The organism is Arenibacter arenosicollis, from assembly GCF_014397245.1.
Lineage (GTDB): Bacteria > Bacteroidota > Bacteroidia > Flavobacteriales > Flavobacteriaceae > Arenibacter > Arenibacter arenosicollis.
In genome coordinates, this window is sequence record NZ_JACLHY010000038.1 from 14,074 (window position 1) to 30,199 (window position 16,126).

General features: G+C 40.1%; 8 protein-coding genes and 1 rRNA gene. 4 read left to right on the forward strand and 5 right to left on the reverse strand.

Features of this window, described 5'->3' with window-relative positions:
• Nucleotides 1–503 precede the first annotated feature (503 nt).
• Nucleotides 504–5,012: a glutamate synthase large subunit gene (gene gltB, locus H4O18_RS21140; protein WP_187588402.1), complete on the forward strand. Its 4,509-nt coding sequence runs from the start codon at nt 504–506 to the stop codon at nt 5,010–5,012.
• Between the two features lie 7 nt (nt 5,013–5,019).
• Nucleotides 5,020–6,486 (forward strand): glutamate synthase subunit beta, encoded by a 1,467-nt coding sequence (locus H4O18_RS21145; protein WP_187588404.1) that lies wholly within the window; start codon nt 5,020–5,022, stop codon nt 6,484–6,486.
• A gap of 209 nt (nt 6,487–6,695) precedes the next feature.
• Here H4O18_RS21145 and H4O18_RS21150 read toward each other — a convergent pair whose 3' ends face one another.
• Together H4O18_RS21150 and H4O18_RS21155 are read right to left on the reverse strand one after the other, a co-directional pair.
• Entirely contained in the window at nt 6,696–8,162 is a 1,467-nt protein-coding gene (locus H4O18_RS21150) for a DUF1501 domain-containing protein (RefSeq protein ID WP_187588406.1), read from the reverse strand.
• Between the two features lie 8 nt (nt 8,163–8,170).
• Nucleotides 8,171–11,416 carry a DUF1553 domain-containing protein gene (locus tag H4O18_RS21155; RefSeq protein WP_187588408.1) on the reverse strand — a complete coding sequence of 1,082 codons (3,246 nt, stop codon included), beginning with the start codon at nt 11,414–11,416 and terminating at the stop codon, nt 8,171–8,173.
• A 266-nt stretch (nt 11,417–11,682) separates the two neighbouring features.
• Here H4O18_RS21155 and H4O18_RS21160 point away from each other — a divergent pair, with 266 nt between their 5' ends.
• Nucleotides 11,683–12,903 carry a hypothetical protein gene (locus tag H4O18_RS21160; RefSeq protein ID WP_187588410.1) on the forward strand — a complete coding sequence of 407 codons (1,221 nt, stop codon included), beginning with the start codon at nt 11,683–11,685 and terminating at the stop codon, nt 12,901–12,903.
• Between the two features lie 105 nt (nt 12,904–13,008).
• Here the strand turns inward: H4O18_RS21160 and H4O18_RS21165 are convergent, their stop codons facing one another.
• A complete protein-coding gene (locus H4O18_RS21165; protein ID WP_187588412.1) occupies nt 13,009–14,607 on the reverse strand; it encodes a sulfatase in 1,599 nt (532 codons plus the stop codon).
• A 23-nt stretch (nt 14,608–14,630) separates the two neighbouring features.
• Entirely contained in the window at nt 14,631–15,290 is a 660-nt protein-coding gene (locus H4O18_RS21170; protein ID WP_187588414.1) for a 3-keto-disaccharide hydrolase, read from the reverse strand.
• Between the two features lie 192 nt (nt 15,291–15,482).
• On the opposite strand from H4O18_RS21170, the gene H4O18_RS21175 reads away from it, so the two are divergent.
• Complete coding sequence (locus H4O18_RS21175) at nt 15,483–15,749, forward strand: hypothetical protein (protein ID WP_222942492.1); 267 nt, start codon at nt 15,483–15,485, stop codon at nt 15,747–15,749.
• 255 nt (nt 15,750–16,004) lie between these two features.
• On the opposite strand, the gene rrf is transcribed toward H4O18_RS21175, so the two are convergent.
• A 5S ribosomal RNA gene (rrf, locus tag H4O18_RS21180) occupies nt 16,005–16,116 on the reverse strand.
• Between the last annotated feature and the right edge of the window lie 10 nt (nt 16,117–16,126).

Genomic DNA, 16,126 nt, shown 5'->3' on the forward strand with positions numbered 1-16,126 from the left:
AAATTCATGATATTCGATCTGAAATAAGGATTTATTTCTTAGAGAAACTTCAAAAAAGATGGAAATCCCAATATCAAAAACAAAATTGCTTCCAATTAAAATCAGAAAAAAAAGTCGCTAAAATTATATTTACCCATCATGGAGGAAGCCCCGAAATTCAAAAAATAGCAATTTCAAGGAATAATTAAAATAATAAACAACAATACCCCTTTATTTTTAGGGGTGAAACACAAGATAACCAACTTTTAAACCAAACAACCCCTGATCTAAATAGGGGTGTTGACCAACAAAAACCAAATTAATATTATTAACCCCCTATTAATAGGAATAAAATCAATATTCAAACCTTAATATTGAGGAAATCCCAATTTAACGGGCTCAAATATCAGAATATGCATTTTTTTTAACGTTGAATTATAAACGTTGGATTTCTCACACACTATTTGACATAGCACTGCATTAAATGTAATTATTTTGATATTTTTGAACAAATACAATAATTTATGAAGCTGAGAAAACAAGGATTATACCTACCGGAATTTGAACATGACAACTGTGGAGCAGGATTTATTTGTAGTCTTAAAGGAAAAAAGTCGAATGACATTATTCATAAGGCACTAGAAATATTAGAAAAATTAGAGCACAGGGGAGCAGTAAGTTCCGATGGAAAAACCGGTGATGGTGCGGGAATTCTAGTAGATATCCCCCATGATTTTTTTCAAGATGTATGTAGCTTTGAGCTTCCCGAACCGGGTAGTTACGCTGTTGGCAACGTATTTTTACCACAAAAGGAGAATCAAAGGGATTACTGTATAGAAGTTTTTGAATCCAATATTAAAAAACAAGGATTGAAATTATTGGGATGGAGAGATGTTCCTGTCAACAAATCCATTCCTGGAAGAATAGCTGCGGAAACTGAACCATTCGTGAAACAAATATTCGTTGCACGCGAAAATGACGAACAAGATTTCTTCCATTTTAATTTGAAATTGTTCATAGCCAGGAAGGTCACTGAACATACCATCAATGCTTCAAAATTATCCGAAAGCAAATTTTTCTACGTCCCAAGTCTTTCAACCAAAATTATCATCTTCAAAGGGCTGTTAATGCCTGAAGATATTAGTTTATACTATAAGGACCTAATGGACCCCAGGGTAGTAACCCGTTTGGCCCTAGTCCATCAAAGATTTTCCACCAACACCTTCCCCACCTGGGATTTGGCCCAGCCATTCCGCTATATGTGCCACAATGGGGAAATAAACACCCTTAGAGGCAATGTATCTAGAATGCGCTCCAGGGAAGAATTAATGAAAAGCGATTGGTTTGGGGATGAAATAAAGAACATTATCCCGACCATATTACCAGGAAAGTCGGATTCCGCCACCATGGATATGGTCGTGGAACTTTTGTTAATGACAGGAAGGTCATTGCCAGAAGTAATGATGATATTGGTACCTGAAGCTTGGGAGAAAAACAACGAAATGTCGGAGGCGAAAAAAGCCTTCTACGAATATCACTCTTGTTTAATGGAACCATGGGACGGACCTGCCTCCATACCTTTCACCGATGGAAACTACATAGGCGCCGTATTGGACAGAAACGGCTTGCGCCCATCTAGATACTCGGTAACCAAGGATGGCTATGTTATTATGTCTTCCGAAGTTGGGGTAGTGGAAATTGAACCGGACAACATTGAAATGCACGGAAGACTGGAACCAGGAAAAATGTTCTTGGTAAATATGGAAGAAGGACGCATCGTTAATGACGAGGAAATTAAGGAAAAAATTGCCCTTAAGAATCCATACAAAGAATGGCTTAACAAAAATTTGGTACACCTTAAGGATATTCCTTATAATGACTGCCCACTATTCTTAAATGAGGCTTCGGTTCAAAAGAGAAAAGCAGTATTTGGATACACCTTGGAAGATATTAATACCATAATACTTCCTATGGGAAAAACGGCAAAGGAACCACTTGGTTCAATGGGATCGGACACTCCGATAGCCATTTTGTCCGAACGCCCACAATTAATTTACAATTACTTTAAGCAATTGTTCGCACAGGTTACCAATCCTCCGTTGGATGGTATCCGCGAAGAGCTTATTACAGATATCAGCTTAACCCTTGGAAGCGATCATAATATTTTTGAATCTTCAGAACTACATTGCAGAAAATTAAAAATTAAAAATCCAGTTATTTCCAAAGAGGATTTGGATAAAATAAAGAATTATGACGCCAGTCCGGACTATAAGGTGGTTTCCATTTCCATGCTCTACGATATTGAAAAAGGACATAACGGCCTTGAAGATGCATTGGAATCCATTTTACACCAGGCTGACCAAGCTATTGATGAGGGTACAAATATCATTATTTTATCCGATAGGAACGTAAGCAAAGAAAAAGCTCCCATCCCCGCACTTTTGGCCTGTTCATTCGTAAACAGTGGACTTCAGAAGTTGGGCAAACGTTCTAAATTAAGTATAATTATTGAATCTGCCGAACCAAGGGAAGTACATCATTTTGCTTTACTATTTGGATATGGGGCAAGCGCAATAAACCCATATTTGGTAAACGAGATAATTGCGGAACAAATAGAAGAGCACGATATTACAGAATATACTTTTGAAGAAGCCATCAACAACTATAATAAAGCTGTTGGTAAGGGTATCCTTAAGGTAATGAACAAAATAGGGATCTCTACCCTAAACTCATACCGAGGATCTCAATTGTTCGAATGTATCGGAATAAATACGAAGGTAGTAGACAAATATTTCCCAAATAGCCCAACCAGAATTCAGGGAATCGGGCTTTATGAAATAGAGAAGGAAATAGCAAAACGCCATCACAAAGCTTACACAGAAAAAGAAATAGCTGCAAATTTAGATTTGGAAATTGGCGGGCAATATCGCTGGAGAAGAGATGGAGAAAAACACCTCTTCAATCCGTTAAGTATTGCTATGCTACAAAAATCGGTTAGAAACAACGAACCGGAATCCTACAAGGAATTCGCCCAAATGGTGAATGAGCAATCCAAGGATTTGATGACCATTCGTGGCCTGTTCGAATTCTCCAATTACGACCCTATACCTTTGGACGAGGTAGAACCTTGGACGGAAATCGTAAAGCGCTTTAAAACAGGCGCAATGTCCTACGGGTCCATCAGTAAGGAAGCCCATGAAAATTTGGCGATCGCCATGAATAGGATCGGAGGTAAAAGTAATTCCGGTGAAGGTGGGGAAGATGCCGAACGTTTTTATAAGAACCAAACCGGGGACTGGAGAAACAGCGCCATCAAACAAGTAGCCTCTGGAAGATTTGGAGTTACCTCCAATTATTTGACAAACGCCCAAGAAATCCAAATTAAAATGGCTCAGGGTGCAAAGCCAGGTGAAGGAGGACAATTGCCCGGACCAAAAGTAAATCCGTCTATTGCCAAAACCAGAAATTCCACTCCATATGTTGGATTAATTTCACCTCCACCACATCATGATATATACTCTATTGAGGATTTATCACAATTGATTTTCGATTTAAAATCAGCGAATCGCCAGGCTAGGATCAATGTTAAATTGGTCTCAGAAGTGGGTGTTGGTACTGTAGCAGCCGGGGTTTCCAAGGCGAAGGCAGATGTGATCTTGATTTCTGGACACGATGGTGGTACAGGTGCATCACCATTAACCTCATTAAAACACGCAGGACTTCCATGGGAATTGGGAATTGCCGAAGCACAACAAACCTTGGTTATGAACGACCTAAGGAACAGGATAGTCCTAGAATGTGATGGCCAATTGAAAACAGGAAGGGATGTAGCCATAGCCTGCTTATTGGGAGCGGAGGAATTTGGATTTGCAACAGCTCCTTTAGTAGCCTCAGGTTGTATCATGATGCGAGTTTGTCATCTAAATACATGTCCAGTGGGTATTGCAACACAAAATCCGGAACTGCGCAAAAAATTCGAAGGTAAGCCAGAGCATGTAGTCAACTATATGTACTTTGTTGCCCAAGAACTTAGAGACATAATGGCTCAATTAGGATTCAGGACTATTGACGAGATGGTTGGCCAAGTGCAAAAATTGGATCGTAAAAAAGCTTTGGAACATTACAAAGCTGCAGGCATTGATCTTACGCCAATACTATATCAGGTAGATGTTCCTAAAGGAACCAAATTCTATAATACACAGAAACAGGTACACGATATTGACAAGTCTATTGAGTTTGAAATTTTGGAAAAAGCGCATCCTGCATTATTCAGAAAGGAAAAAATCTCCTTGGATTTCCCAATACATAATACGGATAGAGCCGTGGGAGCCATTACCAGTAATGAAATTTCCAAGATTTATGGTGCCGAAGGCTTACCTGAAAACACTTTAAAATTAAATTTCACTGGTTCGGCAGGACAAAGCTTTGGTGCATTTGCAACCAAAGGCCTTACCATGATCGTGAATGGAAACACCAATGATTATTTAGGAAAAGGCTTATCTGGAGCTAAATTAATAATAAAGGTACCCTATAAGTCTACCTTAAAGCCAGAGGACAACGTAATTACCGGAAACGTTACACTATATGGAGCAACTTCGGGTGAAGCCTATATAAATGGAAAAGCCGGAGAGCGTTTTTGCGTAAGAAATTCCGGAGCAAAGGCCGTTGTAGAAGGCATTGGAGATCATGGTTGTGAGTACATGACCGGTGGTATCGCGGTAATCCTTGGTGAAGTGGGAAGAAACTTTGGAGCTGGAATGAGTGGAGGTATCGCCTATATCTTTGATGAGAAAGATACCTTTAGAAAAAACTGTAATACAGAATCCTTAAATCTGTTAAAAGTAGAAGATGATAATGATATTGCAGAATTAAAAGGGCTTATAGAAAATCACTATAATGCCACACTAAGTCCTATTGCGCAGAGGGTATTGGAGAATTGGGAAGATTACTTGCCAAAATTCATCAAGATTTTCCCTGAGGAATACAAGCAGGCATTGATACGTTTAGAAAAAGAAAAATTAGAAACGATATAATCGAAATATGGGAAAGATAACAGGATTTTTGGAATTCGATAGAAAAGTAGAAGAGTACGCTCCCGCAGATGAAAGAGTAAAGAACTACAAGGAATTTACGCTTCCTATGAAAGAAAAGGAGCTTAAGGACCAAGGTGCCAGATGTATGGACTGTGGTATTCCATTTTGTCATAGTGGGTGTCCATTAGGGAATCTAATACCTGATTTCAACGATGCGGTTTACCTTGGAAAATGGGACAAAGCTGCAGAAATATTACACTCAACCAATAACTTCCCGGAATTTACTGGAAGATTATGTCCAGCTCCTTGTGAAGAGGCTTGCGTTTTAGGCATTAATGAAGACCCGGTTACAATAGAGAATATTGAAAAAAACATAGTTGAAACTGCCTTCAAAAAAGGATGGGTCGTAGCAGAGCCACCTGCCAACAGAACCGGCAAAACTGTTGCCGTTATTGGCTCAGGACCTGCAGGTCTGGCAGCAGCACAACAATTAAACAGAGCCGGACATCTAGTTACACTATATGAAAGGGATGAAAAAGTTGGTGGCCTTCTACGATATGGTATTCCGGATTTTAAGATGGAAAAAAATATCATTGACAGAAGGGTTAAGATATTGGAAGAAGAAGGTATTATAATTAAGACCGGTGTTCATGTAGGAGTTGATGTTTTGGCTACAGAACTCCAAGATCAGTTCGACGCAATCGTTCTTACTGGAGGAGCTACCGTCCGAAGAGGATTACCAATAGAAGGTTCAGACCTTAAAGGAGTGGTACAAGCCATGGATTTCTTAAAACAGAACAATAAGCGTGTAGACGGTATTAAAGATTTAGGTGAGGAAATCAAAGCTACGGACAAACACGTTGTGGTTATTGGTGGTGGAGATACGGGATCTGACTGTATTGGAACTTCCATCAGACATGGAGCCGCTTCTGTTTCCAATTTCGAAATTTTAGGAAAACCTCCTGTAGGCCGACCTGATGATCAGCCTTGGCCATTTTGGCCAATGCGCTTAAGAACAAGTTCCTCGCACAAGGAAGGTGTGGACAGATTTTTTAGTATTTCCACCAAAAAATTTATCGGCGATAAAAATGGGAATCTAAAAGGACTTATTACTGCGGAAGTAGAATGGATTACTGTTCCTGGAAAACGACCAACCCTCAAGGAAATTCCGAATACGGAAAAGGAATGGAAATGCGAATTGGCACTATTGGCAATGGGCTTTACAGGTTCAGAAATGACTATTGCCGAACAATTGGGGCTTGAGGCGGATACCAGAACCAATATTAAGGCAAGTGAGGCTGATTATAAAACCAATGTACCTGGTATATTTGTTGCTGGGGACCAAAGAAGAGGTCAATCCTTAATAGTTTGGGCCATTTCCGAAGGTAGACAAGCTGCTTACCATGTAGACACCTATCTAATGGGAACATCCTATTTACCATTAAAAGGAGAGGGAGATTTACCTAGGGTTTAATACCTTTTTAAATTACTCCTATTAAATACAAAATCCAACCCATTAAAATGGGTTGGATTTTTTTTGTTTAAAAAATGAAAACAATACGAATAAAACCTTTAAGAATTACACTTTAAACCTTAATACGATAGCAGATATGCCTCTTTAGATATAAAAGCGGACACCTCCTGGATGCATCTTAATTTATTCCAGTTGCCTTATACACTATTCTATGATAGAATGTCTTTTACCACATGGCCATGAACGTCCGTTAATCTAAACCGTCTTCCTTGGTGCTTAAAGGTTAATCTTTCATGATCAATGCCCAGAAGATGAAGCAAGGTCGCTTGAAAATCGTGTACATGTACTTCATTTTCTATTACGTTATAACTAAATTCATCTGTTTTACCGTATACCATGCCGGCCTTCACCCCTGCACCGGCCATCCACATAGTGAAACAACCCGGATGATGGTCCCTGCCATAGTTATCGGCCGTTAATCTACCTTGAGAAAAACTGGTACGTCCAAATTCACCTCCCCAAACTACCAGCGTATCTTCCAACAAACCCCGCTGCTTAAGATCTTTGATCAAACCTGCGGTGGCTTGATCTGTTCCAAGTGCTTGCTTCTTTATACCACCAGGAAGTCCTCCATGTTGATCCCAGCCCATATGGTACAACTGTATAAATTTTACGTCCCTTTCCGCCAAACGTCTGGCCTGCAAACAATTGGCAGCGTAGGTTCCCGGTATTCTGGCATCTTCTCCATATAGTTTATAGATATGGTCCGGCTCCTCTTTGGTATCCACGGCTTCTGGCACAGAATTTTGCATCTTGTACGCCATTTCGTATTGATTTATTTTTGATTGAATCTCTGTATCCTGCCAAATATCATATTGATGACTGTTTAGCTGAGAAATATAATCCAACGCCCTCCTGCGATCTTCATCATGGACACCGTGGGGATTGTTCAAGTAAAGCACAGGATCCTTACCTGACCTAAATTGAACACCCTGATGATGCGAGGGCAAAAAACCATTGCCCCAGGCCGCCGAACTCAAGGGTTGCGCCCCACCTCCTTTGGACAACAGGACTACGAAATTTGGGAGGTTTTTATTATCACTGGCCAAACCGTAACTTAGCCAAGACCCTATGGAAGGCCTACCACTTTGCTGACTGCCAGTCTGCAAGAACATAACCGCTGGTTCATGGTTAATGGCATCGGTACGCATGGAGTTGATAATGCAGAGATCATCCACCACCTTGGCCGTATGGGGAAAAATTTCACTTACCCAAGCACCAGATTGTCCATATTGTTTGAAATCGTAAATAGATTTGACCAAAGGAAAAGTAGATTGACTGGACACCATACCGGAATTTCGTTGGGTTCCCTGAACGGAAGGAGGTATTTCCTTTCCATGCCATTTTGCCAATTCCGGTTTATAGTCAAAGGTTTCCAATTGTGACGGCCCTCCACTTTGAAAAAGATAAATGACCCTTTTTGCTTTGGCTGGAAAATGGGTCGTCCCCAAAACACCCCCTATATTGCTTTGTGGGGTACCTCCCATTGTATCATTACCATAAAGGGAAGGTCCCAACAAACTACTTAGGGCTATGGAACCAAATCCCAAGGCCGATTTCTTTAAAAATCCCCTGCGGGTTTCCATAAACTCCATGTGCTTTTTAAAATCTTCCATAACCTCTATTATCTTATTGTATATCCTTCAAACGTATTCATCACCCCATTTACCACGGTAGCCAAGGCAGCAACCTTAACCGGATCTGTATTGGGCTTAACCTTGGAACTACCTATACTTATATAAGCTATGGCATCCTCAAAGGACAAGGAAAATCGATCTAATTCCTCCTTATGGAATTTACTTAAAACCCCCAATTCAGTTTTATTGGGATTTCTACCAGTACATAAGACAAATGCTTTTTGTAATTGAAGATCTACATCTCCTTTATAATCCATAATCAAGTTTTCGGCCACTACACGGGAGGCTTCCAAAAATTGGGGATCGTTAAGTAGTACCAAGGCCTGTAATGGAGTACTTGTCTGCCTACGCCTTACCGTACAGACCCCTCTTTCCCCAACATCAAAAATCAACATGGATGGAGGACCGGAGGTTCTTTTCCAAATGGTATACAAACTCCTCCTATAAAGACCTTCTCCAGGCTCTTGCAAGTATTTATAGCGCCACGGTTTGTTACTTATTTCGTCCCAAAGACCTTCCGGCTGATATGGATAAACACTTGGACCTCCAATTTTTGTTGACAAAAGTCCACTGATTGCCAAGGCATTGTCCCTTATCATCTCAGCCGACATGCGAAAACTGGGCCCTCTTGCCAGCAGTATATTTTCCTTATCCCTTTCTTCGAGTTTGGGGGTCAAAATAGAGCTTTGCTGGTAGGTAGCGGACATTACGATCAATTTGTTCATCGCCTTAATATCCCAGCCCGAATCCATAAATTTCACAGCTAGCCAATCCAATAATTTTGGGTGTGACGGCAGATTGCCCTGGTTACCAAAATCATCCGAAGAAGCCACCAGTCCAAAACCAAAATGCATTTGCCACAACCTATTCACAAATACCCTTGAAGTAAGCGGATTTTTTTTATCGAACAGCCACTGGGCCAAACCTAACCTGTTTCTAGGCAGACTTTCGCTAAAAGAAAACACCTCTTCAGGCACGCCCGGAAACACTTCTTCCCCAATGGCATCGTATACCCCTCTATCCAAAAGATAAGTGGGCCGCGGTTTTGGCAAATCGCCCATGACCATAATTTCCTGAATTGTATCCAAAACTTGGTTTTTATCCCTATTCAGCTCCCGAATGTTTTCCAATGCATCGTTTAGATTACGATTCTCCCTCATTTTATAATGAGATAATAATACAGATTGATTTTTAGAGGTTGCCGTGTTCTTTAATACGTCTCCATGAGTACTGGGGTCATAACTATAGGCTACTTCCAAGGCCGACAATTCAGCATTGTGAATTTTAAGTTCATCTATCCCACCATTAATAAAGGTCTTCATATGGTTCCTAATCCCCATTCCAAAGCCATTAAAACCATAGGTATGCAAATTAGGTTGGAACAATATGGATTTATAGAGATGGTCTATTTCTATTTCTACCGGAATCTCCTTCCCATTTAAATACATATGTAGCCCAGCAGCCTTCCCCAAACCATCGTAGGTAACAGCAATATTTGTCCATTCTTTTTCCGGAATTTGCTGTTTGGCTTTAATTTGAATTGCATTTGTTGGCCAAGAAAAAGCCATAATAAATTTTGGCTGGTTGTTTTCCAAGAACATGGAGTATCCTTTTAACCCCAATCTCAAGTCTTCACAATGGTAGAACAGGGCAGCGTCATCATATTGGGTATCTGGATAAACACTGAGTGATATTGTAAAGGGATCAGTCTGGTCAAACCAACCCATCTTCTCTGGTAAACTTATCGATGTAAAATCATTCAAGAAAACACCTTTGTTCTTTGCACCTTTTTGAATAATAGGTTCATTAACCACAGCAGCCTGAGAATTATCAACCTTATTGAGACTGAAATATTTCTTATTGCCTTTTTCCAAAAACGTATCGAACGGATAGTAGGCAATTAAACTACCAGAGTACCCGTTCTCAATAGATCTCCTTATGGCAGAAGGGCTTGACAACCATTTTTGAAAATCCTCTGGCACAGATTCCTTTAAGGATTTTACATCGATTTCAGCTTTAATAATATGGCCGTCAATATATGCCAATACCTTATCCGCCTCTTTATCCGTTAGAAGAAGCGATGGTCCCGGAACTTGACCAGGACCGTAGACTGCAGAACCAAATTCATTGGTACTATTAAAAAATGCAGACATTTCATAATAATCCTTCTGACTTATTGGGTCGTATTTATGATCATGACACCTTGCACATTCCATACTAAGTCCCATAAAGGCCTTACCCACACTTAACACCCTATCAGCCACATATTCCACTCTAAATTCCTCAAAAATAATTCCAGCTTCAGAATTCCTTTTATGGAGCCTATTAAAGGCTGTTGCCAAAACACTCTCCTTAGTTGGCTCAGGTATAAGATCTCCTGCCAATTGTAAGGTAGAAAATATATCGTAGGGCATATTCTCATTAAACGACTTTATGACCCAGTCCCGGTAGGGGCTAAAATCCCTATGTTTATCATCCAGATAACCATCGCTATCCGCATATCTCGCAACGTCCATCCAATCTGCTGCCATTCGCTCCCCGTAGGCCGGACTAGCCAATAGTCTATCAACCAAATTTTCATAGGCGTCAGCCGATGTATCGGCCACAAAAGCATTAATCTCCTCCAGGCTTGGAGGAAGACCAGTTAAATCAAACCTCAACCTACGAATTAATGATTCTTTTGAAGCACGAACAGAAGGTTTCAGCTTTTCCTTTTCAAGTCGATTAAGAACAAAATAATCCACTTCATTTTTTACCCAATCCAAATCCTGTATTGGTGGCAATTTAGCTGTATTGGGTTTTATAAAAGACCAATGAGGTTTGTACTCTGCTCCCTGCTTTATCCATTTGGCGAGGATTGCAATTTCCGTATTGTTCAAGGACAAATTAGATTCTGGTGGAGGCATTTTCTCCGAGAGATTATCAGATAAAATACGCTTAATTAGATTGCTAGCGCCGGGCTTACCGGGAATAATCGCCTTAGCATTGGAGTCTCCACGGGCTGATAACGCACTTTCCTCGATATCCAATCTCAAGTCAGATTTTTGATTATCCGTATCAGGACCATGACACGAAAAGCATTTATCCGAAAGGATTGGTTTTACATGATAATTAAAATCAATTATATCAGGTGTTTGTTGTAGCGCCAATTCCACTTCCTCTGGTGCATTCCAACCACAGCTATTAAATAAAAAGGTCAAACCTATAATTGCATAAATACGATAATACTTCATGGACTTATTTCATAATAGTTTTTCCTATGTAATATTCTAGTGCAATTTCAAATAAACCGTTTTGGTGGCAAATGGAATGAAACCTTCGATTTGGTCAAAACAAATATTCTATTCAGACTACGTTCTAAAAGCACATGGCATTTTAATTCGTCCTTATTTACCTGACTAATCCAAATATACATAAGTATTTAACTGTTAATTAGGTAATAAACAGTTTTATTAACTGTTAATAATTATTGATTATATTTAAACAATATCAATCTTCAATGAAAAAAAACCATAAATACAGCCAAAATATTGCTAAAATAATTGCTAGCAAATCCTTTGGCAAATCCAACACCTATTCCAACTTACTACAATATTTAGTGAGCAGTACCTTACAAAAAAGCATTCCAAAAGAAACAACGATCGCATCTGAAATTCTGGGTAAAACCGACTTTGACCCCTCGCAAAGTACATTGGTTAGGGTATATGCATACAACCTCCGTAAAAAACTGGGGACTTACTATTCTACGGAAGGAAAACACGATAAGATAATTGTTCAGATACCAAAGGGAAGTTACGAGGTTAAATTTGTTGAAAGGAAATCTGTTAAAAAAAAGGACATCAATTTATTGAACAGGAAAATCGGAATCACGCTATTCCTCATATTGATACTTTCCTTAGCCTATAATGCCTTCTTGTACCCCACAAACTACAATACCAATCCCGTAAACAAAGACGGTCTGTGGAAGGATTTATTGACGGAAAACAAACCATTGATGGTTATCTTAGGAGATCTTTTTATATTTCAAGAAGAGGATACTTCTAAAGGCACTCAAAAAATAATTAGGGATCCGTTCATAAATTCGTTGGAGGACTACGACCAATTTACCCTTGAGCATCCTCAAACCAATTTAAAATACGAGCCGTTAAGCTACAGCTTACTTATTTATAACAGTGCCCTATGGATCAAAGATTTGAGTGAAATTTTCTCGTACAACCAAAGCGATTTTACTATTCGAAATATGGTACGTTTTAATCCCAAAGAATTGCCGGACAACAATTTTATGGTTATAGGGATGATGAAAACATTTGGACTATTCATGGACTATTTAAAAAGTCCCAAATTATTCTACAACATCCAAGACCAGAGCATTGTTTATCGCAACGATCCAGACGGAAGGGAAACCGTGTATCTCCCTTATGGCGACCCCAATGGACACCATACGGATTACGGCCTAATCACTAAGGTGCCAGGACCCAACAATAACAACATATATTTATTTGGTGGCATATGGGATACTGCAGCCTCACAAAGTTTAAAATATTTTACTTCTCCAAAATTGCTTCATGAATTGGAAGTGGGATTAAAGGAAAAATTTGGAGAACTCCCCAAATATTATCAAGTGCTATTGGAAGTCAAAGGAATAGACAGAATGGAATTGAGCTCCAAGATTTTGATTATGGAAAAAATAGAATCCAAATATCTACTTGACAATGATTAGGGACAGGGCTTTATTCCCAAAGATTGGACACTAACCCAATAGCCCTAATTTTCTAAGAAAGATTTCTCTCAAGCCCTTATAAGCGAACTGTACCTATCTACAAAATCAATCGTTAGTTACCTTACTACCCCACCAATCGGCATTAGGCTCAAAATCTTCGGACAGAACATTCAACCGTTCCCTTTCCAATCTTAGCCACATTTCATTTATGATTTTATTCCTTCTCTCCTTCGCCAACTTCTGATCGTATTCAGGATCCTTCTCGGCAAATCTTGCCCCTACCTCAGAAAGCCATGCTTTAAGTTCTTTACTAAGGGCCGTGGCAATCTTTGGATGTTCCAAAATTACATTGGTTTGTTCTGCAGTATCGGAGGGCAAATGATATAGTTCTTCCCTATCATCTTCCCAATAATGGATTAGCTTCCATTCATTTCTTCTAATTATGGAGGAGGGTTCCCCTCCTTGATTACCATAATGAGGATAATGCCAGAACAAAGGCCTATCCACTACTATTTGTTTTCCTTCCAACAGCGGCCTCAGACTTATTCCGTCCATATGTTGTTCCGGTTTTAGGTCGATATTAGCCAAATCCAAGATGGTGGGGTAAAAATCGGTGCCGATAACTGGAAAGTCACTTTCCGACCCCCCATTTTTCAACCAAGGTACCTTTATAAAATAAGGCTCCCGAATACCACCTTCCCATTGATATCCCTTTCCTCCCCTTAAAGGGAGATTGCTTGTGGAAAAAGAGTCGCCAGAGGCTACTCCACCATTATCCGAAGTAAATACAACAATAGTATTATCCTCCAATCCGGCGTTTTTAATAGCATCCAACACCACTCCGACCGCATCGTCCATACTTTCTACAAGTCCGGCATAAATAGGATTGTCTTGCACGATACGAATAGGCAAAACATTTTCCATTTTGTACCCACTCTCTCCTAGCCCCTTATTCTGGGCTTTATCTCTATATTTTTCCCATTTTTTATGGGTAGTTTGGATTGGTCCGTGTACGGCATAAAACGAAAGAAAGGCAAAAAATGTCGAATCCTTGTGCTGTTTTATAAAGTCAGCTGTTTCGTTTCCCAAACGCATTGTAAGGTTCTCTCCCTTAACCCTGTTCGGTAATTTTGGATTATCCCATGGTGAAAAATATCCCCCCATTGGACTGCCTTTATCCCACCCACCCTTATTGATCTGAAAACCATGATCTTCAGGGTACGAGCCTTCCGACCCTAAATGCCATTTACCGGCGAAGAAAGTTTTATACCCCTTCTCTTTCATGGCCTCTGCAATGGTAACATCCTTAGCCGGCAAAGTATGCACATACATGGCAGGCAGTAATTTATCGTGGCGATGGTGAGATCTCCAAGCTTCACCGGATGCCGCCCCGATCCAATCTGTGATTCCATGCCTTGCCGTAAATTTTCCGGTCATGATACTGGCCCGGGACGGACTGCATACCCGGCTGGCAGCATATCCTTGAGTAAAAATCATGCCCTCTTTGGCCAATTTATCAATATTGGGTGTTTCGTAATAAGAACTGCCAGTAATACTAAGATCAACAAGACCCAGATCATCTACCAATATAAAAACCACATTGGGCTTTTGTTTTAACTTTTCAGGTTCTTGTTGGCAGCCCGTGGCAAGAAACCCAATAATTAGACCACAAATAATTTTGGTTAAAGGTGTAGGTAAGTACATTTAAATTCTAATATTGGTTGGGTTTAGGGTAAAGGTTTCACCATAATATCCTTATAATAGATAATACTTTTGGGATCATGACCTTGTAGCGCAAAGGTCCCCCCTTTAAGAACCCTATGCTGGCGTTCCCCTTCGTCACGTTTGGGATTTTCAGGTTCGGTGTAATCAACCACAACAATATCATTTATTTTAATAATAATTCTTTTACCTTCTACTTTGATATATTCTGTATACCATTCATCATCGCCTACATAAGTTTCCATAATATTAACTATATCATATAAGCTACCAGTACGCTTCCAATCCCCTTGGGAATTGTTTACCTGTACTTCATAGCCATAAACTGGCCAACTAGCTTCCTGGTAGCGGGTATGGATATAAATTCCTGAATTAGATCCAGGCTTTGTCATAACGGACGCCTTGAATTCAAAATTATCAAAATCATGGTTCTCAACATCTCCTACATAAAACAAATGGGCCTTAGGGCCGGCAACTTTAATTGCACCATCTTCAACTGAAAAGGTATGGGCATTTTCCCCAACTTTCCAACCATCCAAATTTTTACCATTAAACAAGGAGATCCAACCATCTTTTTTCTTTTTACCCCCAACTTGACCTGTACTTGTATTCAAAATTCCTAGGCACAGCACTAGGCTCATTAGATATGCAAAATTGTTCTTCATTGTTTTATGTTATTAATGAAGAGACAAGATATTAAAAAATGGGTTACTCAATAGATATTGTTGAAACTATTTTGGGAAGGCATTGAATATTGCTTGGTGGTAAAAGAATAATTTAATGTAGAGATTTCTTAATGTAGCAATGTATCAATTCGGTGATTTGGAAATGTAGCAATTGTTCAATGTACCGATTGCTTGATGAACCTATTAATGACCGTCCCTGGGTACAAACGCAGTGAAGTACAAAGGGATACGGGAAATAATCACGCAATAGGCGTGCATTCAATGACCGTCCCTGGGTACAAACGCGGTGCAGTACAAAGGGATACGGGAATTGATCACGCAATAGGCGTGCCCTTTTGTCGGATATGGAACAAAAAAAAAGTCCCTCCATCTTGCGATGAAGGGACTTCAAAAAAAGGCGGCGGCCTATTGGTGACAAGCCTGATACTGCAAGCATAGCGAAGCAGTATCGGATGCTGGAACCAATCACGCAGAAGGCGTGCCCTTTTGTTGGATATGGAGCAAAAAAAAGTCCCCCCATCTTGCGATGAAGGGACTTCAAAAAAAGGCGGCGGCCTATTGGTGACAAGCCCGATACTGCAAGCATAGCGAAGCAGTATCGGATGCTGGAACCAATCACGCAGAAGGCGTGCCCTTTTGTTGGATATGGAGCAAAAAAAAAGTCCCTCCATCGTAAGATGAAGGGACTTCAAAAAAAGGCGGCGGCCTACTCTCCCACTTGGTGTAGCAGTACCATCGGCGCAGACGGGCTTAACTTCCCTGTTCGGAATGGTAAGGGGTGGGCCCCGTCGCCATGGCCACCTAAAAACTTCTAT